This window comes from Streptomyces sp. CB00316 (assembly GCF_001905595.1).
GTDB lineage: Bacteria > Actinomycetota > Actinomycetes > Streptomycetales > Streptomycetaceae > Streptomyces.
The window spans coordinates 54,225-77,601 of the sequence record NZ_LIXI01000009.1; the positions used below are offsets into that span (position 1 = coordinate 54,225).

At 68.6% G+C, this 23,377-nt stretch carries 21 protein-coding genes and 3 pseudogenes; 16 read left to right on the plus strand and 8 right to left on the minus strand.

Translation table 11 applies throughout. The annotated features are described in order from the left end of the window. The first annotated feature begins 38 nt into the window (after window positions 1-38). Window positions 39-1,160: a lipid II:glycine glycyltransferase FemX gene (locus AMK21_RS24010; RefSeq protein WP_073881248.1), complete on the plus strand. Its 1,122-nt coding sequence runs from the start codon at window positions 39-41 to the stop codon at window positions 1,158-1,160. 131 nt (window positions 1,161-1,291) lie between these two features. On the opposite strand, the gene AMK21_RS24015 is transcribed toward AMK21_RS24010, so the two are convergent. Continuing rightward, window positions 1,292-2,128 (minus strand): undecaprenyl-diphosphate phosphatase, encoded by an 837-nt coding sequence (locus AMK21_RS24015; protein ID WP_073881249.1) that lies wholly within the window; start codon window positions 2,126-2,128, stop codon window positions 1,292-1,294. Between the two features lie 228 nt (window positions 2,129-2,356). On the opposite strand from AMK21_RS24015, the gene AMK21_RS24020 reads away from it, so the two are divergent. Continuing rightward, entirely contained in the window at window positions 2,357-4,492 is a 2,136-nt protein-coding gene (locus tag AMK21_RS24020; protein ID WP_073881250.1) for a HelD family protein, read from the plus strand. 325 nt (window positions 4,493-4,817) lie between these two features. Here the strand turns inward: AMK21_RS24020 and AMK21_RS24025 are convergent, their stop codons facing one another. Next, window positions 4,818-5,495, minus strand: coding sequence for a TetR/AcrR family transcriptional regulator (locus AMK21_RS24025; protein WP_073881251.1), 678 nt, complete (start codon window positions 5,493-5,495; stop codon window positions 4,818-4,820). A gap of 112 nt (window positions 5,496-5,607) precedes the next feature. On the opposite strand from AMK21_RS24025, the gene AMK21_RS24030 reads away from it, so the two are divergent. Further along, window positions 5,608-7,341: an ABC transporter ATP-binding protein gene (locus AMK21_RS24030; RefSeq protein WP_073881252.1), complete on the plus strand. Its 1,734-nt coding sequence runs from the start codon at window positions 5,608-5,610 to the stop codon at window positions 7,339-7,341. After that, entirely contained in the window at window positions 7,338-9,134 is a 1,797-nt protein-coding gene (locus AMK21_RS24035; protein ID WP_073881253.1) for an ABC transporter ATP-binding protein, read from the plus strand. Before AMK21_RS24030 ends, AMK21_RS24035 begins: the two co-directional genes overlap by 4 nt. A gap of 13 nt (window positions 9,135-9,147) precedes the next feature. Here the strand turns inward: AMK21_RS24035 and AMK21_RS36255 are convergent, their stop codons facing one another. Continuing rightward, entirely contained in the window at window positions 9,148-9,297 is a 150-nt protein-coding gene (locus AMK21_RS36255) for a hypothetical protein (RefSeq protein WP_234422034.1), read from the minus strand. Between the two features lie 704 nt (window positions 9,298-10,001). On the opposite strand from AMK21_RS36255, the gene AMK21_RS24045 reads away from it, so the two are divergent. Both AMK21_RS24045 and AMK21_RS37180 read left to right on the plus strand, forming a co-directional pair. Next, a complete protein-coding gene (locus AMK21_RS24045) occupies window positions 10,002-10,559 on the plus strand; it encodes a restriction endonuclease (protein ID WP_073881254.1) in 558 nt (185 codons plus the stop codon). A gap of 316 nt (window positions 10,560-10,875) precedes the next feature. After that, a pseudogene (locus AMK21_RS37180) lies at window positions 10,876-10,983 on the plus strand (hypothetical protein); the annotation flags it as partial. A 118-nt stretch (window positions 10,984-11,101) separates the two neighbouring features. On the opposite strand, the gene AMK21_RS24050 reads toward AMK21_RS37180, so the two are convergent. After that, the gene (locus AMK21_RS24050; protein ID WP_073881255.1) at window positions 11,102-12,028 is read right to left on the minus strand and encodes a LysR family transcriptional regulator; all 927 of its coding nucleotides are present in this window, start codon (window positions 12,026-12,028) and stop codon (window positions 11,102-11,104) included. A gap of 74 nt (window positions 12,029-12,102) precedes the next feature. Between AMK21_RS24050 and AMK21_RS24055 the strand changes: the two genes are divergently transcribed. Next, window positions 12,103-12,858: a hypothetical protein gene (locus AMK21_RS24055; protein ID WP_073881256.1), complete on the plus strand. Its 756-nt coding sequence runs from the start codon at window positions 12,103-12,105 to the stop codon at window positions 12,856-12,858. 46 nt (window positions 12,859-12,904) lie between these two features. Then, a complete protein-coding gene (locus AMK21_RS24060) occupies window positions 12,905-13,999 on the plus strand; it encodes a DMT family transporter (RefSeq protein ID WP_234422035.1) in 1,095 nt (364 codons plus the stop codon). An 86-nt stretch (window positions 14,000-14,085) separates the two neighbouring features. On the opposite strand, the pseudogene AMK21_RS37185 reads toward AMK21_RS24060, so the two are convergent. After that, window positions 14,086-14,931 (minus strand): annotated as a pseudogene (locus tag AMK21_RS37185) (aminotransferase class I/II-fold pyridoxal phosphate-dependent enzyme); the annotation flags it as partial. Between AMK21_RS37185 and AMK21_RS24070 the strand changes: the two are divergent. Next, the gene (locus AMK21_RS24070; RefSeq protein ID WP_234422036.1) at window positions 14,864-15,172 is read left to right on the plus strand and encodes a hypothetical protein; all 309 of its coding nucleotides are present in this window, start codon (window positions 14,864-14,866) and stop codon (window positions 15,170-15,172) included. The pseudogene AMK21_RS37185 and the gene AMK21_RS24070 overlap by 68 nt on opposite strands. On the opposite strand, the pseudogene AMK21_RS24075 reads toward AMK21_RS24070, so the two are convergent. Beyond that, window positions 15,144-15,607: pseudogene (locus tag AMK21_RS24075) on the minus strand (IS5 family transposase); the annotation flags it as partial. The gene AMK21_RS24070 and the pseudogene AMK21_RS24075 overlap by 29 nt on opposite strands. 359 nt (window positions 15,608-15,966) lie before the next feature. On the opposite strand from AMK21_RS24075, the gene AMK21_RS24085 reads away from it, so the two are divergent. The 7 genes from AMK21_RS24085 to AMK21_RS24115 all read left to right on the plus strand — a co-directional run bounded on the left by AMK21_RS24085 (window position 15,967) and on the right by AMK21_RS24115 (window position 22,104). Further along, window positions 15,967-16,845, plus strand: coding sequence for a HipA family kinase (locus tag AMK21_RS24085; protein WP_199863274.1), 879 nt, complete (start codon window positions 15,967-15,969; stop codon window positions 16,843-16,845). After that, window positions 16,842-17,225 (plus strand): DUF3037 domain-containing protein, encoded by a 384-nt coding sequence (locus AMK21_RS24090; RefSeq protein WP_073881260.1) that lies wholly within the window; start codon window positions 16,842-16,844, stop codon window positions 17,223-17,225. Before AMK21_RS24085 ends, AMK21_RS24090 begins: the two co-directional genes overlap by 4 nt. Before the next feature lie 227 nt (window positions 17,226-17,452). Next, window positions 17,453-18,214 (plus strand): 3-oxoacyl-ACP reductase FabG, encoded by a 762-nt coding sequence (gene fabG, locus AMK21_RS24095; protein WP_073881261.1) that lies wholly within the window; start codon window positions 17,453-17,455, stop codon window positions 18,212-18,214. A gap of 20 nt (window positions 18,215-18,234) precedes the next feature. Continuing rightward, the gene (locus AMK21_RS24100; protein WP_073881482.1) at window positions 18,235-18,990 is read left to right on the plus strand and encodes an SDR family oxidoreductase; all 756 of its coding nucleotides are present in this window, start codon (window positions 18,235-18,237) and stop codon (window positions 18,988-18,990) included. A gap of 118 nt (window positions 18,991-19,108) precedes the next feature. Then, window positions 19,109-20,689: an ABC transporter substrate-binding protein gene (locus AMK21_RS24105; protein ID WP_073881262.1), complete on the plus strand. Its 1,581-nt coding sequence runs from the start codon at window positions 19,109-19,111 to the stop codon at window positions 20,687-20,689. A gap of 115 nt (window positions 20,690-20,804) precedes the next feature. Then, window positions 20,805-21,488 carry a uracil-DNA glycosylase gene (locus tag AMK21_RS24110; RefSeq protein WP_073881483.1) on the plus strand — a complete coding sequence of 228 codons (684 nt, stop codon included), beginning with the start codon at window positions 20,805-20,807 and terminating at the stop codon, window positions 21,486-21,488. A 103-nt stretch (window positions 21,489-21,591) separates the two neighbouring features. After that, a complete protein-coding gene (locus AMK21_RS24115; RefSeq protein ID WP_073881263.1) occupies window positions 21,592-22,104 on the plus strand; it encodes a hypothetical protein in 513 nt (170 codons plus the stop codon). Between the two features lie 67 nt (window positions 22,105-22,171). On the opposite strand, the gene AMK21_RS24120 is transcribed toward AMK21_RS24115, so the two are convergent. Together AMK21_RS24120 and AMK21_RS24125 are read right to left on the minus strand one after the other, a co-directional pair. After that, on the minus strand, window positions 22,172-22,651 hold the full coding sequence (locus AMK21_RS24120; protein ID WP_073881264.1) for a hypothetical protein: 480 nt from the start codon (window positions 22,649-22,651) through the stop codon (window positions 22,172-22,174). Window positions 22,652-22,772: 121 nt separating this feature from the next. Then, window positions 22,773-23,285, minus strand: a complete 513-nt coding sequence (locus tag AMK21_RS24125; protein WP_073881265.1) for a DinB family protein — start codon at window positions 23,283-23,285, stop codon at window positions 22,773-22,775. Window positions 23,286-23,377 lie beyond the last annotated feature (92 nt).

Below are 23,377 nucleotides of genomic sequence, written 5' to 3' on the forward strand. Positions count from 1 at the left end.
TAGGGTTACGCGCCTGCCGTCGCGAAGGAACACACTCGATGAAATGCCGCATCAGGGTCATCACTCGTAACGAACACGTGGCCTTCGTGGCGACGAGGCCATCGGTGAGTCACCTGCAGACCCCGGCGTGGGGAGACGTGAAGCAGGGCTGGAGGGCGGAGAGCCTGGGCTGGTTCGATGCCGAGGGACACCTCTGCGGTGCGGGACTCGTCCTCTACCGTCCGGTGCCGAAGATCAAGCGATATCTCGCCTACCTGCCCGAAGGCCCGGTGATCGACTGGTACGCCGCCGATCTGGAGCAGTGGCTCGAACCGATGCTGACCCATCTGCGCTCCCGGCGTGCGTTCTCGGTCAGGATCGGGCCACCGGTCGTGGCCCGCCGCTGGGACGCCGACGTGGTCAAGGCCGCCATCGCCGATCCGCAGGCCCGGCGTCTGCGTGACGCTGAGGCGACCTTCGTCGACGAACGAGCTGTCGACGTGGCCGACCGGCTCCGCGCCATGGGCTGGCGACAGCGCGAGGACCGGGAGTCGGGCGGCTTCGCCCCGGGGCAGCCGCGCTACGTCTTCCAGGTCCACTTCGCCGGACGCACCATGGACACGATCCAGCGCAGCTTCAACCAGCAATGGCGCCGCAACATCAAGAAGGCCGAGAAGGCCGGCGTGAAGGTCACCACAGGCGGATACGAGGACCTGACGACCTTCCACGCGCTCTACTGCGAGACGGCCGCGCGCGATGGCTTCGCACCCCGCCCGCTGACCTACTTCCAGCGCATGTGGACCGCCTTGGCAGCGGAACACCCCGACCGGATGCGGCTCTACCTCGCCCACCATGCCGGCGAGGTGCTGTCCGCGGCCACCATGCTGACCGTCGGCACACACGTCTGGTACTCCTACGGCGGCTCCACCAGCCGCAGAAGAGAACTGCAACCGAGCAACGCCGTCCAGTGGCGGATGATGAACGATGCCCACGAATCGGGCGCACACATCTACGACCTGCGAGGCATCACCGACACTCTCGAAGAGGACAACCCCCTGCTCGGCCTGCTCCGCTTCAAGGCGGGCACCGGCGGGCAAGCCGCCGAATACCTCGGCGAATGGGACTTCCCGCTCAACAGGTTCCTGCACAGAGCACTCAGCCTCTACATGGCCCGGCGCTGAGCGAGCGCGCGGCGAGTTGCACCGTGGTTCGGCCGACAGGCAAGCGGCATCGTGTCTACGCCAGAGGGCCTGCCCGTCAGTCGAGCCGCCTTCCTCCGCCTCGCCTTGCCTCCGTACCGTCCCTCAGCCAGTCATGCCTCCAGGACGCCCGTGCTCAGGAGGCCCATGAGGAAGAGGCCGATGATGACGCGGTAGGCGACGAACGCGTTGAAGGTGTGCTGAGCGACGAACTTCAGTAGCCATGCGATGGACGTGTAGGCGACGACGAAGGACACCAGCGTGCCGACGGCCAGTGGCAGCAAGCCAACGTCACCACCGGTGGCAGCCTGCAACTCGTACAGTCCCGCGCCGGTCAGCGCCGGGATCGACAGGAAGAACGAGAGCCGGGTCGCGGCCACCCTGTCCAGGTCGCGCAGCAAGGCGGCAGACATGGTCGCACCAGAGCGTGAGAAGCCCGGGAACAGCAGTGCAAGGATCTGCGACGAGCCGACCAGCATGGCGTCCTTGAGGTCGATGTCATCTTCGCCCCGCTTGTGGCGCCCGATGCGATCAGCGACCCACATCACACCGCTCCCGGCGATCAGCGAACCGGCCACGACCCACAGCGACGCCAGGGGCCCCTCGATCAGTGGCTTCGCGGCCAGGCCGACGCATACAAGCGGGACGGTGGCGTACACGACCCACACGGTGAACTTGTAGTCGTGCCGCTGCCTGGCTTCACGATCGGTGAGACCACGAGCCCAGGCTGTGGCGAACCGCGCGATGTCTTTGAAGAAATAGACGAATACGGCGGCAATCGCACCCACCTGGATGACTGCCGTGAACCCGACGACGGCGGCATCGTCCACCGGAATGCCCATCAGTCCTTCGGCGATCTTCAGGTGCCCGGTGGAGGAAATCGGGAGGAACTCCGTCACTCCTTCGACGACACCCAGGACAACAGCTTCAGGGATTCCGATTGAGCTCAAGTCAACCCTTCGAGGCAGGCGGCAACGCCCTGGCAAGAGCCTCATATCGACTGGCCAGGGGCTCGGCGACGTGACCGCGGGCGGTTCGAAGTCCCCGGTGGAACGAACTCGGCCCGCTGCGAACCATCGACGACTACCTAGCTCGCCGCACCCTACTCTAACGTTACGGTAGATTGAGTGGTGGACACGCGACCGGAGAGGGCCTTGACGGATTTGCAGACGCGAGACATGGAACAAGAGCGGCAGTACCTGGCCGAGACGGTGCGCCTGCTGAAACTGGAACTGGAGCGGCTCGGTGCCTCGATCGACCGAACCGCCAGGACCATCCAGGAGCAGAAGGAGTTCATGTGGGAGAACTGGCGTGACATGGACGCCGCCGAGAAGGCCGCCATGCGCACCGAGGTCAACACCTCCGTGGGTGTGGGCGACGGTGCCGTGATGGTGCGCCGGCACATGGAGCGCCTGTTGGAATCCCCCTACTTCGGGCGTGTCGACTTCCGTAGAGCGGACGACGGGGAGGGGAAGGGCCACTACATCGGGGTCCATGACTTCTCGGATCCGGAGACCCAGGAGATCCTGGTCCACGACTGGCGGGCACCGGTCTCCAGCCTCTACTACGACTTCGAGTCGGGGGCCGCACACTTCGAGGCTCCCACGGGGACCGTCCGGGGAACGATCACGGGCAAGCGCCAGTACAAGGTCGTGGGCGATCGCCTTGACTACATGTTCGACAGTACGTTGACCATCGGCGACGAGGTACTGCAACGGGAGCTGAGTCAGTCCGCCGACGACAAGATGAAGAACATCGTCGCGACGATCCAGCGCGAGCAGAACGAGGTGATCCGCAACGAGACGGCGAAGGTGCTCATCCTGCAGGGCGTCGCCGGTTCCGGGAAGACATCGATCGCCCTGCACCGGGTGGCGTTCCTGCTCTACCGCTTCAAGGACTCCCTGTCGTCCGACAACGTCATGATCCTTTCCCCGAACAAGGTGTTCGGGGACTACATCGCCGACGTGCTGCCCGAGCTCGGTGAGGAGCAGATCGCGGAGATCGACTTCGAGAGGATCGCCGACCGGTACCTCACCAGGGTGACGGAGTTCGAGACTTTCAGCGAGCAGGTGGTCAAGCTGCTCGACGGTGTGGACGGCGCGGCGGCCGAGCGGATGAGATTCAAGGCGACGCCGGAGTTCGTCACCCTGCTCGACGCGTGGCTCGCCGTGCGGGGAGACGAGGACTTCGCTGCACGGCAGATCGAGCAGAGGAACAAGCGGCTGTCGCAGGACTGGGTCGCGGACGCCTTCGTGGCCTCGCGGGGCCTGCCCGTCTTCGCCCGGCTGGACCTCCTCGCCGAGAGCGCCGCGAACCGGCTGCGGCAGGAGGTGCTGGACAAGGGCGGCAAGTGGTCGGCGGCGGACAGCAACGGCATCCGCAAGCAGGTGCGCGCCATGTTCCCGCACAAGGACGCGCTCTCCCTGTACAAGGCGTTCTACCAGGCCCCTGAGCGCAAGGGCCTGTTCCAGCCGCTCGGCCGGAAGAAGATCGAGTACGCGGACGTCTTCCCGCTGGTCTACACCATGATCAAGACGTCACGGCAGGAAGGCTACGGCCGCATCCGGCACCTCCTGGTGGACGAGATGCAGGACTACACCCCAGTTCAGTACGCGGTGCTACGCGAGCTGTTCTCCTGCAAGATGACGATCCTCGGAGACGCCAACCAGTCGGTGAACCCGCTCAGCTCCTCGTCACTGCCGGTGATCCGAGACATCTTTCCGGAGGCGGACTGTCTGGAGCTGTGCAGGAGCTACCGCTCCACGTCCGAGATCACGGATTTCGCCCAGCACGTCTCGCGTAACGACAAGCTCATCCCGGTCGAGCGGCACGGGCTTCCGCCACAGGTGCTTGCGTCTGCGGACCGGCGGGCGCACGACAAGCAGATCCTGGTCCTGGTCGAGCGGCACCGGCGGAGCGACTACCGCTCCCTCGGCATCATCTGCAAGACCGTCGCCCAGGCGGAGCAGCTGCACCGAACCCTTGCGGCAGAGGGCGTCGACCTGGCCTTCCTCGACTACGAGAGCACCGAGTTCAGTGCCGGTGCCGTCATCACCTCGGCGCACATCGCCAAGGGCCTGGAGTTCGACACCGTGATCGTCCCGCACGTGGACGACACGACCTACGCCACCGAGATCGACAAGGGGATGCTCTACATCGCCTGCACCAGGGCCATGCACGAACTCCACCTGACCCACGTCGGTCCGCCCTCGCGCTTCCTGGCCTTCACCAAGGAACCCGGAAGCCATCCTGACGCCGCCACCTCCGGGACGGCAGAGATCTCCGATCGCGGGACTCGCACCCCAGTGGGCTGACCCCCGCCGGAGCCGCAGCGAGGGGTCGCCGTCGGCGGAGCTGGCCGAGCATGCAGGGGTAACCCCGTGCTTGCCGGCGGAGGCGCCTGCAAGGGGTCCCACGCGGACTGGCGCGCAGCCGCGGGCCCGCGGGGTTGGTCCGTATGCTCGCACAGGGGTCGGCCGGAAGGCGACGTCAGGGTGTCGTGGGATGAGACGGTGTCGGTCCAGGCCGACGCGATAGCGGAGCGTAGGGCGCGCGGTGCCGGCCCACTGTCCGTCGTCGGTCCGGAGTCGGCCGGGGCTCAGCGAGGTCCTGGCTCTCTCCGTCGAGGAAACAGGGCATTCAGGGTAGGTCCAGGGCGAGGCTCGCCGGGATCGCGTCGAAGGCTTCCTCGACCCGGCTGGCGAGGGTCCTGGTGCCGCCGTGGCCGCGGCGCCGGTCGTAGCCGCCCGGGCCACGGCCGGCGACCCAGTTGCGGGCGCCGCAGCGCCAGGCGCTGAGGGCGAACTCGCCGAGCAGGCGCAGCCGTACGTCCTCGCGGCCGTCGGCACCGAGGCTTCCTTCGAGGATCTCGACCAGGCGCTGCTGGACCTTCATGGAGGACACGAGGCTGTGGTCGTGCAGGACGGGGGTGCCGGCGGCGAGGCGGCGGGTGCGCAGGAAGCGCTGGTCCCAGTCGTCGGGCATGGACAGGATGGCCGCGGTCAGTGAGGAACGCAGCGCGTCGAGCGCGGGACCGCGGGCGGTGTGCCTCTCGAAGTGGGTGGTGTAGGCGTCCCACAGTTCACCTTCGGCGGCCATGGCGACGTCCTCTTTGGCGCCGTAGTAGCGGAAGAAGGTGCTTCGGCCGATCTCGGCGCGGGCGGTGAGTTCTTCCAGGGTGACGCGGTCGAAGCCGCGCTCGCTGAAGAGCTCCAAGGCGGTGTCGGCGAGAGCGCGGCGGGTGCGCTGTTTCTTGCGCTCACGCAATGGAAGGTCGCTGTCGGCGTGGGTTCGTATGTCGGAGCTCTCGGTTGCCACGGTCTCAGACTACCTAGGCATCGCGGGACTGGATCTCTATCGGAGCCCATGCCAAAGTGAGACTCATAACAGGATGGGACTTAGTCTCACTTCGGGGAAGTGGTGTGCTCCTGTGCTGATCCGTCTCCTGACCCTCTACCTCCGCCCGTACGCCAGGTCCATCACTGCGATCCTGGCGTTACAGCTCGTGCAGATTTCTGCCACGTTGTACCTGCCAACCCTGAACGCCGACGTCATCAACAACGGTGTGCTTCCTGGCGACGCCGGTCATGTCCTGCGCACGGGCGGGGTGATGCTCGTCCTGACGCTGGTGCAGATGGTGTGTGCGGGTACGGCCGTCTATTTCAGTGCGCGGACCGCGATGGCTATCGGCCGGGATCTGCGGGCCGATGTGTTCTCTCACGTCCAGACGTTCTCCGTGCGCGAGGTCGGCCGCTTTGGTGCTGCCTCGCTCATCACCCGTACCACCAACGACGTATCGCAGATTCAGACGCTGGTCGTGATGGTGTTCACGCTGATGGTCGCCGCCCCGATCATGGGGGTGGGCAGCGTGCTCCTTGCTCTGCGGCAGGACGTGTCGATGTCGCTGCTCCTGCTGATCGTGCTGCCGGCCCTCGTTACCGCCGTGGCGCTGATCGTCAGCCGGATGGGGCCGCTCTCCGCATCCCTTCAACAGCGCGTCGACCGGATCAACAAGGTGATGCGCGAGCAGCTCACCGGTCTGCGCGTGGTGCGGGCCTTCGTCCGTGACGAGCACGAGCAGTCCCGCTTCGCTGCGGCCAACGACGGCACCTTGGCCGTGTCCCTGCGCCTGGGGCGTATCCAGGCGCTGATGATGCCGACCGTCACCATCGTCATGGAGTTCTCCAGCATCGCCGTTCTCTGGTTCGGCGGGCACCGGGTGGACAACGGGACGCTGCAGCCGGGCACGTTGATCGCCTTCCTGCAGTACCTGACACAGATCCTCCAGGCGGTCATGCTGGCCATGCTGGCGTTCATCCTGTCGCCGCGCGCCCGGGTCTGCGCAGGGCGGATCCAGGAGGTTCTGGACACCCCCTCCAGTGTTGTCCCCCCGGCTGTTACCGCGCCACCCGGCCCGTCTGGCGGCCTGGAGATCAGGGATGTCGCATTTCGCTACCCCGGCGCGCAGGAGCCGGTGCTGCACGGCGTCTCGCTGACCGCACGTCCCGGCCGCACCACCGCGATCGTGGGCTCCACCGGAAGCGGAAAGACCACCCTGCTCCAACTGGTGCCCCGGCTCTTCGACGCGGACGAGGGCTTCGTGCGCGTCGCAGGCACCGACGTACGCGACATGGATCGCCGGACTCTGGCCGCCACCGTCGGCCTGGTCACCCAGCGGCCGCTTCTCTTCTCCGGCACCATCGCCTCCAACCTCCGCTACGGCAACCCGAAGGCGAGCGACGAGGAGTTGTGGCGGGCTCTGGAGGTCGCACAGGCCCGCGACTTCGTCACCTCCCTCCCGGAAGGGCTGCAGGCGCCCGTCGCCCAGGGCGGCAGCAATGTCTCAGGGGGACAGCGGCAACGTCTGGCGATCGCACGGGTGCTGGTGACCCGCCCGGCCATCTGCCTCTTCGACGACTCCTACTCGGCACTCGACGCCGCCACCGAAGCCCGGCTGCGGGGCGCACTCGCCGCAGAGCGGGCCGACACGACGTTCGTCGTCGTCGCCCAGCGCATCTCCTCCGTCCGCGACGCGGACCGCATCGTCGTCCTCAATGAGGGTCGCGTCGTAGGAAGCGGCACCCACGACGAACTCATGGACGACAGCGAGACATATCGCGAGATCGTGCTCTCACAGTTCACCGAGGAGGAAGCAGCGGCATGACCGCCGACCCGAAGCAGACGCCCTCCGACTTCCGCACCTCAGCCCTCCGGCTGCTTCGCTCACTGGGCCCCGACCGGCCGATGCTAGCCGTCTGTCTGGCGCTGAGCCTGGTGAGCGTTGCTCTCAGTGTGTCCGTACCCATGATTCTCGGCCATGTCACGGACCTGGTCGTCCAAGGGGTTGGCGGCGGCCGGGTGGACTTCGCCCAGGTCGGCCGGATCCTCCTGGGGGCCGCCGTACTGGTCCTGGTCTCGGCCGCCTGTGCGCTGGGGCGCGGGCGCATGGCACAGGCGCTCTCCCAGCGCGCCGCGCACCGGCTTCGGGAGCAGGCGTCGGCCAAGACCGCCCGGTTGCCGCTGAGCTACTTCGACAAGCGGACCCGGGGGGAGGTTCTCTCCCGCGTCACCCAGGACGTCGACAACATCGCGCTCACCCTGCAGCAGCTCCTCACGAAGATCGTGGTGTCCGTCCTCAGCGTCATCGGTGTCCTGGGCATGATGCTGTGGCTCTCGCCTTTGCTCACTCTGATCGCAGTGGTGATGCTACCGCTGGCGGCCTGGGTGACCAGGGGCTTCGGCAAGCGTGCCCAGCCCCGCTTCGCCGAGCAGCAGGCGGCCACGGGGCACCTCAACTCCCATATCGAGGAGATGTACACCGGCCACGACCAGATCCTTCTCTTCGGCCGCGCAGAGCACAGCAAGCGGGCCTTCGACGAGCGGAACGACGCGCAGTACGCGGCCGGACATCGTGCCCAATTCCTCTCCGGGGTCATCGAGCCCGTCATGGCCTTCCTCGGCCACCTCAACTTCGTCCTCATCGCGGTGATCGGCGGGCTGCGCGTGGCGGCGGGGGCCATGTCGATCGGGGACATCCAGGCGTTCATCACCTACACCCTGCAGTTCAACAACCCCATCACCCAGAGCGCCGCCCTCGCCAACATCGTCCAGTCCGGAGTCGCCTCCGCCGAGCGCGTCTTCGAACTCCTGGACGCCGTGGAACAGGAACCGGACCCCCTGACACCGGCCCGCCCCCAGCAGGTGAGGGGCCGGGTGGCGTTCGAGCACGTGGCCTTCCGGTACGAGCCCGCCAAGCCTCTGATCGAAGACCTGTCCCTCACCGTCGAACCGCACCACACCATCGCGATCGTCGGCCCCACCGGCGCGGGCAAGACCACTCTGGTCAATCTGCTCCTGCGGTTCTACGAACCGACCGGCGGCCGCATCACCCTCGACGGCACCGACATCGCCAGCATGTCGCGCGCCGAACTGCGCGGCCACATCGGCATGGTGCTCCAGGACACCTGGCTCTTCGAGGGCACCATCGCCGACAACATCGCGTACGGCGTCCAGAGCGCCTCCCGTGACGACATCGTCCGGGCCGGGCGGGCGGCCCGCGCCGACCACTTCATCCGTACGCTGCCGGAGGGCTACGACACCCTGATCGACGAGGACGGTGGGGGACTGAGCGCAGGGGAGAGGCAATTGCTCACCATCGCGCGCGCCTTCCTCACCAAGCCCTCGATCCTGGTCCTGGACGAGGCCACCAGCTCCGTCGACACCCGGACCGAAGCGCTGGTCCAGCGGGCCATGGCCGATCTACGCCAGGGGCGGACCAGTTTCGTCATCGCCCACCGCCTGTCCACCATCCGCGACGCCGACACCATTCTGGTCATGGAGGACGGGCGCATCGCCGAGCAGGGCACCCACAGTCGGCTGCTCGCCGCCGGTGGTGTCTACGCACGCCTGCACGCGGCCCAGTTCACGTCAGCCCCGACCACGCCCGAACCCGCTTAAAGGACGAGGGCCGTCATCCCCCGGCAGGTCGGTCTCGCGTTGCCCACAGCACGCCGACGGTCAGGGCGACCCTCCAGGTGGCCGCGATCCGCCCGAGGACGATCACCGCGTCACGGGATATGGCGCGGCGCACCAGGTAGAAGGCGAAGGACTGGGAGGGCAATGTGTACGGGATCGGCCGTCACGATCGCGAATGGTAGCCGTGGAACTGCACGGCAAGGATCTGCCGGGCAAGTAGGAAGTGGTTGGGGGTCCCGCCGGCGTTCGCGAGGTGTTGCAGGGTTCGCTCGGTCACGCCGGGCCGGGCGTAGGCGGCCGGGTCTGCGTTGCTCACGCCTGGGTTGGCCCAGCAGCATGACCAGGGGCGCGTCATGGAGGCCGATGAACGGTTCCGGCGGGAGTGTCAGGTTGAGCTGGTACGGCGCGTGCGAGGGGTGGATTTGGGTGTCGGCGAGGGCTTGCAGGTGCGGCAGGTCTTCGGGGACCGCGTACGGAGCGTTCGTGGTCGTGCGGGTCCACGGATTGAGCACCTGATCCCCCGCTATCCGCGTCGTCATGGCATGCAGGCCTACGAGCCTGCGAGCGGACCGTCACCGTGCCGGCCAGCCATCGGCGCAGGGAGTGCCGTGGGTCGCCCGTCGGCGTTGGCGGGCTGCCCGTTGCAGTTCAGCAGTTGCCGCCCCTGCTCGAATCGCCGAGCAGTCGCAGAGCCACGAGTCGATACTTCGAGGCCCTGGTCGGACTGAACACCTTGGTCGCGGCGTCGAGCGCCGCGCGGTCCGTTGCGAGGGTGCGAGGCTAGCCTGCAAATGGCCTGAGTGGGGCAACTCCTCGGAAGAGTGTCGAAGATCGGGCTAGCATGCGGCGGTGATTCGACAGGGAGCGGGGAGCCAGAGCGGTCAGGTTCGAGGGAAGAAGCAGGAGCCGTGGCAGCACTTCGAGCAAGAAGTCGTCGAACTCGTCGAGAGCCTCGATTCAGGCGCCACTGTTGAACCGGACGCCCACGTGACCGGCTTGGTCAGCGGGGCCACGCGACAACTCGACGCCTTGGTGCGCGGGCAGGTTGTCGGCCAAGACATCACGATTGCCATCGAAGCCAAGCGATACAAGCGGCCGGTAAGCATCGGGACCATTGACGAGTTCGTTGGCAAACTGCTCGACGTCGGCTGTGACCGCGGAGTGCTTTACGCCGCGGGTGGTTTCTCCGAAGCTGCTCTGTCCCGGGCAACCAATGCGCGGAATCCCGGGATCGGGTGCGTGCACCTTGCTCCGCGCGCAGACGGAGCCCTGATGCGCTCCCATACGGGGCTGGGCCCGGTCGAGCTGGCGTTCGAGGAGCATCTGGATCGGATCGTAGGAGTCCACCGGACTCAGGAATACGATGTATGGCTGCGCAGCGGAGTAGCCAATCTGTACCGTCACTAGGCTGCGCCGCGCTTCATCGGCCCTGATCCAACCCGCCTGCTTGACGCTCGCCCACTACGTATCCGCGAACCCTTGCGGATCGCAGCTGCTGCGTATCGTCCTTCATGCAGCAGTTGGTTGGCGGGCGTGCACTGCGGACTCGCGGATTCCCTGGCGCCCCCCGTACTGGTTGTCCCGGCGGCAGAAGGTGCCCGCTGTCGCCAGGGCAAGACCTACCGGTCCCCGACCGCGCCGGTTTTGCGGGACCCCTAGATGCGGTGTGCCTGGATGGTGGCCAGCCTGCCGGCATCGCAGCGGGTGAACCGTTCCGGGCACGACCGTGCTGGTTCCGGTCGAGGAGGCCGATGGGTGGGCGAAGGCCAGGCCGGACGTCCGCTTCGCGGGATATCTGGTGACCGCCCGGCGGGTCACAGATCTGACCTGAACCGACGAGAACGGGCGTGTTGGTGGCAGCTCCTCAGGGACTCGGATCTCCTGTCCTCCGCTGGCAGAAGGCCCGGACCGTGCCAACGGTTCGGGCCTTCGTCTTTTGCCGTCCTCCTTCAGCTTCGCGGCTGGATCTCGGTGTCGGCGGGTTCGGCGGGTTCGGTGAGCGATGCGACCAGGGCGTCCACCACCAGTGGGCCGCCCGTGACGCGCAGGGCCTCGACGCGGTGGGACAGCTCCGGCTGTGTCAGTGGGATGCCGACCAGGTCCTGCCGCCCGGCGAGCGCGAAGCGTGGGAGGAGGCCCAGGCCCTGTCCTCCGGCAAGCAGCTCGGTGTACGTACGCACGTCGTGGCCGTCGTACCGCAGGGCCACCCGCAGATGGGGGCTGCCTCCTCTGACCACGGCAGACAGGTCCGCCAGGGGGGCGCTCACGCCCGGTGCGTCGATCCACCGGGCGTCTATCAGGTCCGCCAGCCGCAGATCCGTGCGGTGTGCCAGGGGGTGGTGGGGCGGCAGAGCCACCACCACCGGCTCCCGGCAGACCGGTACGCCGCGCAGCCCGGCCACCCGGGGCGGGCGCAGGGGGTCATCGGGCAGGGCGAAGCCGTCGACCAGGCCGAGGTCCAGTTCGCCGGTGGCGACGCCTTCGGCGACCGCCTGGCGAGGCAGCGTACGTACCGTCAGCTCGTGCGCACCGGCCCGCCGGGACACCTCACCGATGATCCGCAGTGCGTGTGCGGTGGCCGCCAGTGGACAGGTGCCGACGGTCAGCCGCCCGGTGGTTCCGCCCTTCACCCTCTGGACCTCCGCGCGTGCGGCGTTGATCCGCAGGAGGATGGAGGCCACGTGGTCCATCAGCCGGGCACCGGCCTCCGTCGGACCGACCGGCCGCCGACAGACCAACTCGACGCCTAACTCCCCTTCCAGCGAAGCTATCTGTTGGGACACGGCGGACTGCGTATAGCCCAACTCCCTGGCCGCGTCGGAGAAGGAGCCGTGCGTGATGACGGCCGAGAAGGTCTTGAGCAGGCGCGGGTCCACCGGATCAGCATCACTTATCGAGGAATCAGAAGCTATCGTTTGTCCTTTTGTCAGGGCCGCTGGATGATTCCGGCGTGCCCACCACCGTCGCACCACGCCCCCAGGCCGACCTGGACCTCTCGCGCACCCGGCCCGCCCGGATCGCGCTCGTCGGCGAGCGGTCGGCGGGCGTGCCCGCGCACACCCGCTACGCGCCGATGCTGGAGGCGCTGTGGCGCCGCGAACGGCTGCTGGTGGACGCCTACTGGGTGTCGACCGCGCAGCTCGACGGCCCTCGGGACCTGGCCGGCTTCGACGGCATCTGGCTGGTGCCGGGCAGCCCGTACCGGAGCGAGGCCGGAGGGGTGAGCGCTGTGCGCACGGCGCGCGAGCGGGACATCCCTCTGCTGGCGACCTGCGGCGGCTTCCTGCACGTCCTCCTGGAATTCGCTCGCCACGTCTGCGCGCTGGACGGTGCCGCCCACGCCGAGAACTCCCCCGGCAGCCCGCTTCCGCTGATCGTTCCGCTGTCACGCGCCCTCGCGGGCCATGAGGGAACTGTCCACATCGAGCCCGGCTCACTGGCCGAGGAAGCGCTCGGCGCGCGTACGACCGTGGAGCGCTACCAGTGCACGCACGCTCTGGACCCCCGGTACGCCGGCACCCTGCGCGACCACGGGTTGCGCTTCACCGGCCACGACGACGGCCACCCCCGCATCGCCGAACTGCCGGGGCACCGGTTCTTCCTGTCCACCTTGTTCCAGCCCGAACTGGCCGACGACGCCTCCCGGCCCCATCCCCTGGTGCGTGCTTTCGCCTCGGCGGCGGTCGGGCGCAGCACGGAGACGTGATCGAGCGGCACAGCTCCGCCCCCGTGAAACGCACGACAAGAAGCGCATGACGAAGAGCGCACGACAAGAAACGCACGGCAAATCGAAAGGACTCGAAGTGGCAAGCTCCGTAAACGCCTTATCCGCTGTACCGGCCAAGTCGTGGGTACCTCAGTTCGTCATCTGCTCGATGATCTGGGGGTCCGGGTTCGCGCTCATCAAGATCGGTGTCGAAGCCGGTATCGAACCGGGTTGGGTCGCCTTCTGGCGGTGCTTCTTCGGAGCACTGGTGCTGTGGGGCCTGGTACTGGTGCGGCGGCTGGGAATGCCGCGTGACCTGCGGGTGTGGGGGCACGCCCTGGTGGTGGGGACGGTGCTCAATGCCTTCCCCTTCACCCTGTTCGCCTGGGGCGAGCAGTACATCGACTCCGTCACGGCCGGGGTGTGGAACTCCACCATTCCCCTGTTCACCCTGGTCTGGGTATTGGTCATGCTGCCGGACGAGAAGCCGACCCTGCGACGGCTGCTCGGCATCGCCACCGGCCTGTGCGGCGCCCTGGTGGTGCTCGGCGTGTGGTCGGGCGGGCAGTCCTCGCTGATGAAAGGGAGTGCGATCTGCCTGGTCGCCACCGCCTCGTACGGGCTGGGCTACACCTACACCCGCCGTTACCTGTCCGGCGGAGACATCCCCGCGATCACCCTGACCGCCATTCAGGTCAGCTGGGCGACCCTCGAACTCGCGCTGTTCGCACCACTGTTGAGTGGCGCACCACATTGGGGCGGGAAGGGGCCGATGGCCGCCATGGTGGTGCTCGGCGCCGTGGGCACCGGGCTCGCGTACATGTGGAACCTGTCGGTGATCCGCGCCGTCGGCTCGACGGTCGCCTCCACGGTTGCGTATCTGACCCCGTTGTGGGCGGCGATCGTCGGAGTGTTCTTCCTGAACGAGTCGCTGGGTTGGAACACCGTGGTGGGCGCGCTACTGATCGTCAGTGGCGTACTGCTGACCCGCACCGCGCCGTCACGTCCGGTGGCTGGGACCAAGCCCGGCGCCGGCGCCGGGGCCGGAACCGAGGCTGGGACCGGAGCCGAAGCCGAAGCCGTACCCCGGCCGGCCGAGGAGGAGAAGGAAGAGGGGACCGTGCAACCGGCGCGACCCTGAGCAAGGCCGGCAAGCCCTCGATCGCCGGACGGCCCGTCCCCGCCGGGCGGCCCGTCCGGCAGCAGTACGGTGTCCAGCCGCCGCAGGCCCTCGGTCACCGTGTCGACGTCGCGGGCGAAGCCGAGCCGGAAGCCTTCGTCCGAGCCCATGGTCTCCCCGGGGGTCAGCAACAGACCGGCCTCCAGCGCCCGGCGGCACAGCGCCAAGGAGGACTCACCGGTTCGCAGTTGTATCCAGGCGAAGGGCGTGCCCTGCGGCGGCACCAGCCGGACGGCATCCGGGTGGCGGGCCACCCACCTCTCGACGAGCCCCAAGCCCGGGGCGCACAACCGGTGGTACTCCCGCGCGTAGTCCTCGTGCCGGTCCAGCGCCGAGCAGGCCAGGGCCTCGCACAGTACGGAGTTGGCGATCGAGGTGAGGAACTTGCGCTCCACGCAGGCTTCCGCCACCTGCGGCGCGCCGTACACCCAGCCGGTACGCAGACCCGGTAGGCCGTAGGTCTTGGACAGACCGGAGACCGAGATCACCCGGTCCTGGCCCACGGCCGGGGAGCGCGACAGATCGATCGCGTACTCCTCGTCGACGAGCAAATAGGCGTCCCGCTCCGCCACCAGCGCCACCAGTGCCCGCAGTTCCTCCTCCTCGACCCGGAGGCCGGTGGGGCTACAGGGCGAGTTCAGCGCGATCAGCCGCAGGTTCTCACCGGCCGCCGCAGCCACGGCGGCGGCGTCCACGGACATATCCGGTCCGAACGGCAGGACCGTCACGCTCGCGCCGAGCCGGGGCGGAAGGTCCAGCAGCGGCTGCCATCCGGGGTACACGAGTCTGCCGAAAAGCCATGCCATTCTGCCGCTCCCGGAGGCCGTGGTCAACGGCATCCAGGCGATCGACGCCCGGTTCGGCGACGACATGGAGCCCGGTCGTTTGAGCATCAGGATCCGGCGCAGTCAGCAGGAAGCACTCGACTTCGGCCACGTCGGCCCAGTGCGCGCGGCGTTGAAGCGCATCGTCGGCTTCAGCGTCGAGGACAACGGAGTGGGCTTCACTCCGGAGAGCATGACATCGTTCGAGACGCTGGACAGCGACCACAAGGCCGACATGGGCTGCCGCGGTGTGGGGCGCCTGCTCTGGCTTAGAAGTCATCTCATTTGGCGAGCCTGCGGTAGCAGATGAGGGTGCAGGCGATGCTGGTGATGGCGAGGAAGTGGTCGGCCTTGCGTTCGTAGCGTCGGTGGAGGCGGCGGCAGCCGGCGAGCCAGGCCATGGTGCGTTCCACGGTCCAGCGATGGCGGCCCAGTCGTTGTGAGCATTCGACTCCCTTGCGGGAGATGCGGTGGGTGATGCCGCGTTCGCGTATCCATCGCCGCAGGTGGGCGTAGTCGTAGCCCTTGTCGGCGTGCAGTTTTCCGGGCTTGCGCCGTCGTCGGCCGCGGCGCGAGCGGATCGGCGGGATGCCCCCTTCACAAGCGGTATCAGGGCCTGGCTGTCGTGCAGGTCGGCCCCGGAGATGCCGACGTATATGGGCAGACCCGACCGTTCCGTGATCAGGTGGATCTTCGAGCCGTACTTCCCCCGGTCGACAGGATTCGGACCTGTCAGGTCCCCCTTTTCAGGGCCCGCATGTTCACCGGCGGTTGCTCCGGACGGGCCGAACGACGCAGTGTCGCCGGCATACCCGGGGTACGCCTCGATCATGTCGGAGGCCGGAGAGTCCGTCGTGACCCTGGCTCGGTGGCTCGGACACTCCTCGTCGGCGATCACCCTCGGTTACTATGCTTACTTCATGCCGGAAGCCGGCGGCAAGGGGCGCGGCACCATCGACGGTCTGCTTGGGGAGCGGGGAGGCCGGCCCGCCGGCCGAAACTCCCCAGATTCTCCCCAGCGCCGTTGACCGGTGATTCCTGCCTCTACACCCCGGAGAAGTCGACCGTGGATTACGAGGCTGAAGAGATGGGTGACCTGGGAAAGTGTTGCAAAAGGTCGTAGCGACCCGCTATGTCACGCCCCTGCGTGAGGGCGGCTCGCTCCCCGGGATCGTCGAGGCCGACGACCTCGGCACGTACGTCATGAAGTTCACCGGCGCCGGCCAGGGCCGCAAGACGCTCGTCGCGGAGGTCATCTGCGGGGAGCTGGGGCGGCGGCTCGGGCTGCGGGTGCCGGAGCTGGTGACCATCGAGCTCGACCCGGTCATCGGTCTCGCCGAGCCCGACCAGGAGGTGCAGGAGCTGCTCAAGGCGAGCGGCGGGCTGAACCTCGGCATGGACTACCTGCCGGGCTCGCTCGGTTTCGATCCGCTCGCCTACGAGGTGGGTGCGGCCGAGGCGGGGCGGGTCGTCTGGTTCGACGCGCTGATCAACAACGTCGACCGCTCGTGGCGCAACCCGAACATGCTGGTCTGGCACGGCGACCTCTGGCTCATCGACCACGGCGCCACCATGATCTGGCACCACAACTGGCCGGGCGCCGAGGCCTCGGCGGCGAAGCCTTACAACGCCTCCGACCATGTGCTGGCCCCCTTCGCCCCGGACATCGCCGCCGCGGCCGCCGAGCTCGCCCCGCTGGTCACCGAGGAGCTGCTCACCGAGGTGGCCGCCGATGTGCCGGACGCCTGGCTGGTGGACGAGCCCGGGTTCTCCTCCACCGATGAGCTGCGCCGGGCCTATGTGGCGCCGCTGCTGGCGCGAGCCGCCGCCATCCACGAGCGGATCACCCTGGACGCGCCGGCCGCGAACCGGCCGTCCCAGGCCCCCGGCTGGCTCACCGAGCGCCTGCCACCCCGGCCCCAGTCGGCCGGAGAGGCCTCCGCCGCGGCAGCCGTCCGTACCGGCCGGGAGGGTGGCCGATGACGCGCCGCGATGTCTTCGAGTACGCGCTCCTGCGGGTCGTCCCCCGGGTCGAACGCGGGGAGTGCTTCAACGCCGGGGTGCTCGTCTACTGCCGGGCCCACTCGTTCGTCGCCGCCCGTACGCACCTGGACGAGGCGAAGCTCAGGGCGCTGGACCCGGACGCCGATGTGGTGGGCGTACGGGCCGCCCTCCGCGCGGTCGAAGGAGTCTGCGGCGGCGGCGAGGCGGCCGGTCAGGCGGCCGGTGACGACGCCGGGCGGCGCTTCCGCTGGCTGATCGCGCCGCGTTCCACGGTCGTCCAGCCCGGCGCCGTGCACACCGGGCTCACCGCCGACCCGGCCGGTGAGGTGGAGCGGCTGCTCGGCCTGCTGGTGCGCTGAGTGTCCCGGGCCCGGGGCCGCTCGGTGCGCCGAGTCCGGTATCAGGGGGCCGCCGCCCGGTGTGACGTGCGGCCCTCTGGGGTCGCGCGCCGTTGACACCGGGTGCCAGGGCTTCTAGCGTCTCGTCTGCTGAAGGTACTAAGCGGTTGCTCAGTCATCGGGCCTCTCTGTCAGGGAACGGCCACGACGTCCGCTGAACCGCTATCCAAGGGCGAGGAGAACCAAGCATGTCCACCACCGAGCAGCGCGTCGCCATCGTGACGGGAGCGGCGCGGGGCATCGGCGCCGCCACCGCCGTGCGCCTGGCGGCCGATGGCCGCGCCGTCGCCGTACTCGACCTCGATGAGGCGGCCTGCAAGGACACCGTCGAGAAGATCACCGCCGCAGGCGGCACCGCGCTCGCCGTCGGCTGCGACGTGTCGGACAGTGCCCAGGTGGAGGCCGCCGTCGCGCGGGTCGCCGCTGAGCTGGGTGCCCCGACGATCCTCGTGAACAACGCGGGCGTGCTCCGCGACAACCTGCTGTTCAAGATGAGCGAGTCCGACTGGGACATCGTGATGAACGTCCACCTCAAGGGTGCGTTCCTGATGGCGAAGGCCGTCCAGGCGCACATGGTGGAGGCCAAGTTCGGCCGGATCGTCTCGCTGTCCTCCTCCTCGGCCCTCGGCAACCGCGGCCAGGCCAACTACTCCGCCGTCAAGGCGGGCCTCCAGGGCCTGACCAAGACCCTCGCCAAGGAGCTCGGCAAGTTCGGCGTCACCGCCAACGCCGTCGCCCCCGGCTTCATCGTCACCGAGATGACCGCGCAGACCGCCGCCCGTGTCGGCATGGGCTTCGAGGAGTTCCAGGCGGCCGCCGCCACCCAGATCCCGGTCCAGCGCGTGGGCCGTCCCGAGGACGTCGCGGGCGCCATCGCCTTCTTCGCCGGTGACGACGCCGGCTTCGTCTCCGGCCAGGTCATCTACGTGGCCGGCGGCCCCCTCAACTGACCCGAAGGGCAGTGAACGACATGACGGTGCAGGACAGCGGAAAAGTCGCCCTCATCACGGGCGCCAGTCGGGGCATCGGCTACGGGATCGCCGAGGCGCTCGTCGCGCGCGGCGACCGGGTGGCCATCACCGGGCGGGGCGAGGACGCCCTCAAGGAGGCCGTGGAGCGGCTCGGCGCCGACCGGGTCATCGCGGTCTCCGGCAAGGCCCACGACGAGTCCCACCAGGCGGTGGCGGTCGAGCGGACCATGGAGGCGTTCGGCCGGGTCGACTACCTGGTGAACAACGCGGGGACCAACCCGGTCTTCGGTCCCATGGCCGAGCTCGACCTCAACGTGGCCCGCAAGGTCTACGAGACCAACGTGATCTCGGCGCTCGGCTTCGCCCAGCAGACCTGGAAGGCCTGGCAGAAGGAGAACGGCGGGGCGATCGTCAACATCGCCTCCGTCGCCGGTGTCGCCCCCTCGCCGTTCATCGGCGCGTACGGGATGTCGAAGGCGGCCATGATCAACCTGACCGCCCAGCTGGCGCACGAGTTCGCGCCGGTCGTCCGGGTCAACGCGATCGCCCCCGCCGTGATCAAGACGAAGTTCGCCGAGGCGCTCTACGAGGGCCGGGAAGCGGAGGCGGCCGCCGCCTATCCGCTCGGCAGGCTCGGTGTGCCCGGGGACATCGGGGGCGCCGCGGCCTTCCTGACCTCCGCACAGTCGGACTGGATCACCGGGCAGACCCTGGTGGTCGACGGAGGAATCTTCCTCAACGCCGGCGTGGGCTGAGAGCGACCTGAACCGGTTTGGCCGTGATTGACTCAAGTGCCCCGCTGGACCGACGGATTGTTCCGGCGGGGCGCTGCGGTATGGTCTGCCGACCCATGGCTGATCGAGGAGCGTGCACGTGTTCTACCGGGCCAGTCTGCAGGCCGCTGCAGCCCTAGCATCCCTTTCTCTGCTGGCCGGCTGCGGTCTTCTTTCCGACAGCGGATCGGAAGAGAACCAGAAGATAACCGTCGGGACGACGAGCTCCCCGTCCACGCTGGACCCCGCGGCGGCCTGGGACGGCTCCTGGGAGCTGATGCGGAACATCTACCAGACCCTGGTGAGCTTCCCCACCGGCAGTACGAGCCCCGAGCCCGACGCGGCCGACACCTGCACGTTCACCGACGCCACGAGCATGGCCTACCGGTGCACGCTCAAGAAGAACCTCAAGTTCTCCAACGGCGAGAAGCTCGACGCCCAGGCCGTGAAGCACTCCATCGACCGCGTCGTGGACATCCACTTCAAGGGCGGCCCGGCCGGCATGCTCGGCTCGCTCGACCGGATCGAGACCAAGGGTGACGACACCGTCATCTTCCACCTGAACAAGTCCGACGCCACCTTCCCGTTCATCCTGGCCACGCCGGCCATGTCGCTCGTCGCCCCCGGCGACTACCCCAAGGACAAGATCCGCGACGACGGCAAGATCACCGGCTCCGGCCCCTACCTCCTGGACTCCTACGAGGCCGGCGTCACCGCCGAGCTGACGAAGAACCCCGACTACAAGGGCTTCGCCAACCGGAAGAACAACGCGGTCACCATCCGGTACTTCGAGAAGTCCAGCGAGATGGTGAACGCGCTCAAGGCCAAGGAGATCGACGCCACCTACCGCGGTCTGACCGCCGAGGAGGTCGTCGGCCTGGAGGACAAGAAGGAGGGCAACGACGGCCTCCAGATCCTCGAGACCACCGGCGCGGACATCCGCTTCCTGGTCTTCAACCCGAAGGACCCGGCCGCCGCCAAGCCCGCCGTCCGCAAGGCCATCGCCCACATCGTGGACCGGGACGCCTTGGTCGCCAAGGTCTACCGGGGCACCGCCGAACCCCTCTACTCGATGATCCCCAAGGGCATCTCCGGGCACACCACCAGCTTCTTCGACACCTTCGGCGATCCGGATGTGAAGAAGGCCAAGGAACTCCTCACCGAGGCCGGGATCACCGCTCCGGTGAAGATGACCTTCTGGTACACCACCGACCGGTACGGCTCCTCCACGCAGCCCGAGTTCGAGGAGCTGGAGCGGCAGCTGGAAAAGACGGGGCTCTTCGACATCACGCTGGAGAGCGCCCCCTGGAAGACCTTCCAGGAGGGTTTCACCCAGGGTGAGTACCCGGTCTTCGGCCGCGGCTGGTTCCCGGACTTCCCGGACCCGGACAACTTCATCGCCCCCTTCGTCGGCGAGGAGAGCGTCACCGGAACCCCGTACCGCAACAAGGAGATCACCCAGCAGCTCATCCCGGCCACGCGGCAGGAGAGCGACCGGGGCGCGGTCAGCAGGCAGTTCGAGCGGGCCCAGCAGATCCTCGTCGACGACGTCCGGCTGCTGCCGCTCTGGCAGGGCAAGCTGTACGTGGCCTCCGGCGAGGACATCGGCGGCGGCGAGCGCGCACTGGACCCGCAGACCGTCATGCAGATGTGGGAGCTGTACCGCAAGGCCAGCTGGTAGCAGGTAGCAGGTAGCAGGTGTGCGGGCCCGGGGAGCAGGTCTCCCCGGGCCCGTTGTCAGTGATGGGCGGTAGGTTCTGGGATCAAGAACCTGTTGCTCACCGGAGGTTGTGGACGTGACCGATATCGACCTGCTGCCCGAGTCCTGGCGAGGCGTCCTCGGCGAAGAACTCCAGAAGCCGTACGTCAAGGAGCTGGCGGACTTCGTCGAGGAGGAGCGGGCCCAGGGGCCCGTCTATCCGCCGCGCGAGCAGGTCTTCGCCGCCCTCGACGCCACGCCGTACGAAAAGGTCAAGGTCCTCGTCCTCGGCCAGGACCCGTATCACGGCGAGGGCCAGGGGCACGGGCTCTGCTTCTCCGTGCGACCCGGCGTGAAGACGCCGCCCTCCCTGCGCAACATCTACAAGGAGATGCAGCAGGAGCTGGGCCTGCCCATCCCGGACAACGGCTATCTGATGCCGTGGGCCGAACAGGGCGTGCTCCTGCTGAACGCGGTGCTCACCGTGCGCGGCGGCGAGGCCAACTCCCACAAGGGCAAGGGCTGGGAGAAGATCACCGACGCGGTGATCCGCGCCGTCGCCGAGCGGCCCGACCCGGCCGTCTTCGTCCTCTGGGGGAACTACGCCCAGAAGAAGCTCCCCCTGATCGACGAGGAGCGCCACGTCGTGGTCAAGGGCGCCCACCCCTCCCCGCTCTCCGCGAAGAAGTTCTTCGGCTCCCGGCCCTTCACCCAGATCAACGAGGCGGTCGCGGCCCAGGGCCACCAGCCGATCGACTGGCGGATCCCGAATCTCGGCTGAGGCCTAACGCCTCGCCGCCCGTGCCTGAGCGGGATTGCCGACCGCCGGCGCTAGCGTCGAAGGGACGGCGGCCGGGCTGGACGTGCGAAAAGAGGAGACCGCAGTGGTGGAGCAGCAGGAGGCGTCCGAGGACGCCGTCATGACCAGGATCGGCCAGGCGGTCATGCTGCTCCACGGCGGTGACCGGGAGGAGGCCCGCAACCGCTTCGGCCTTCTCTGGTCGGAGCTCGGCGCCGACGGTGACGGCCTGCACCGCTGCACCCTCGCGCACTACATGGCCGACACCCAGGACGACCCCGGGGACGAGCTCGCCTGGGACCTGCGGGCCCTGACGGCCGCCGAGGGGCTGATGAGCGGCGAGCGGTCGGCCGGGCACCGGGACTCCTTGGCCGTCCAGGCGTTCTACCCCTCGCTCCACCTCAACCTGGCGGCGGACTACCTCAAGCTCCAGCGCCCCGACGCGGCCCTTATCCACCTGCGCCAGGCTCGCGACGCGGCGGACGCGCTGGAGGACGGCGGGCACGGCGGTCATGGGGGATACGGCGGATACAGCGGTTACGACGCCGGAGTGCGGGCCGCCATCGAGCGGCTGGAGCTGCGGATGCGGGGGATGTGAGGCCCGGGGGCCGATCCGGATGCCGGGGCGGCCTGCAAGCCTGGCCGCCGCCCCGGCCCCGTAGCCGTCATCGCCCGTACGTCTCCTCGCAGATCCGCGCCTCCCTGCTGCCCGCGGGCCAGCCGCCGTACCCTCGGCCGAGCGCGCACACGTCATGGAGGCCGCCGCCCCGGGCCTGCGGCAGGGCCGGCAGCACGCCGGGAGGGATGACCGGGACCTGTCGGGGCGGTGTCCTCCGAGGCGGTGGCACGGCCCGCTCCAGCGCCCGGGGTGCCGGTGGGGGTCCGGCCCGCCGGGCTTGCGAAGGGGAGGGAGGCGCGGGGGAGGCGGGCCTGCCCGGTGACGGGCTCGGCTCCACGACGGCCTCCAGCGCCTCGCGCCCGGGCGGCTGCACCACCTGCGGGAACACGTCCTGGGCCGGTCTGGCGCTCTCCGCCCTCGGAGGCTGTCGCGGGGCTGCTTCCTGCGGATCGACCGACACGCATCCGGAGACGGCGGTGACGGCCACCCCGGCCAGGAGTTTCGTGGTGAATCTGGTTCGCTGCACCCGGGTAACTCTGCGGTGCGGGCGGCCGCTCGGGCAGCCCGTGGGCGAGGAATGGCCCGCACGAGTGACCCGGTCAGCACGGCGCCACGGCCCGGGGTCAGGGGGCGGACAGCAGGACCGGTCAGTCGCCCGTCGCGCCGTCGACGCGTTCCCGCACCAGGTCGGCGTGGCCGTTGTGCCGCGCGTACTCCTCGATCATGTGCGTGTAGATCCAGCGCAGGCTGAACGGTTCGCCCGCCGAGCCGACGCCCTGCGAGAAGTCGTCCAGGCCGTACCCGGCGGCGCTCTCACGGGCCGCCGCTGTCTCCGCCCGCCACACGGACTCCGTGCCGGCCCAGGTGGTGGACTCCGTCACCTTGAAGTCCCCGTCCGGGTCCTCCTCGGTGGAGTAGAGGTCCGGCAGCTCCTCGCCCGCCAGGATCTCGCGGAACCAGAAGCGCTCCACCTCCGCCAGGTGCTGGACGAGGCCGAGCAGGGTGAACGCGGAAGGTGGCACGGACGCCTCGCGCAGCTGCGCGTCCATGAGGCCCGCGCACTTCATGGCGAGCGTTTCGCGGTGGTAATCGAGCCAGCCCTCCAGCATGGGGCGTTCGGCTGCGTCGAGGGCGGGTTCGGAGCGTTCTGCGGAAGTCATCCGGTCATCCTGGACCAAGATCACGATCCTGGCCAGGCACTTCTTCCCCGGGCGGCCGGAAGGGGGGCGCAGGCGCCCCGTATGCTGCCCGC

What these genes read in the sequence shown, in the direction of transcription:
- AMK21_RS24035 (WP_073881253.1), top strand. Translation starts at nt 7,338, where the DNA reads ATGACCGCCGACCCGAAGCAGACGCCCTCCGACTTCCGCACCTCAGCC.
- AMK21_RS24010 (WP_073881248.1), top strand. Translation starts at nt 39, where the DNA reads ATGAAATGCCGCATCAGGGTCATCACTCGTAACGAACACGTGGCCTTC.
- AMK21_RS24100 (WP_073881482.1), top strand. Translation starts at nt 18,235, where the DNA reads ATGACGGTGCAGGACAGCGGAAAAGTCGCCCTCATCACGGGCGCCAGT.
- AMK21_RS24125 (WP_073881265.1), bottom strand. Translation starts at nt 23,285, where the DNA reads ATGACTTCCGCAGAACGCTCCGAACCCGCCCTCGACGCAGCCGAACGC.
- fabG (WP_073881261.1), top strand. Translation starts at nt 17,453, where the DNA reads ATGTCCACCACCGAGCAGCGCGTCGCCATCGTGACGGGAGCGGCGCGG.
- AMK21_RS24090 (WP_073881260.1), top strand. Translation starts at nt 16,842, where the DNA reads ATGACGCGCCGCGATGTCTTCGAGTACGCGCTCCTGCGGGTCGTCCCC.
- AMK21_RS24020 (WP_073881250.1), top strand. Translation starts at nt 2,357, where the DNA reads ATGGAACAAGAGCGGCAGTACCTGGCCGAGACGGTGCGCCTGCTGAAA.
- AMK21_RS24060 (WP_234422035.1), top strand. Translation starts at nt 12,905, where the DNA reads ATGACGAAGAGCGCACGACAAGAAACGCACGGCAAATCGAAAGGACTC.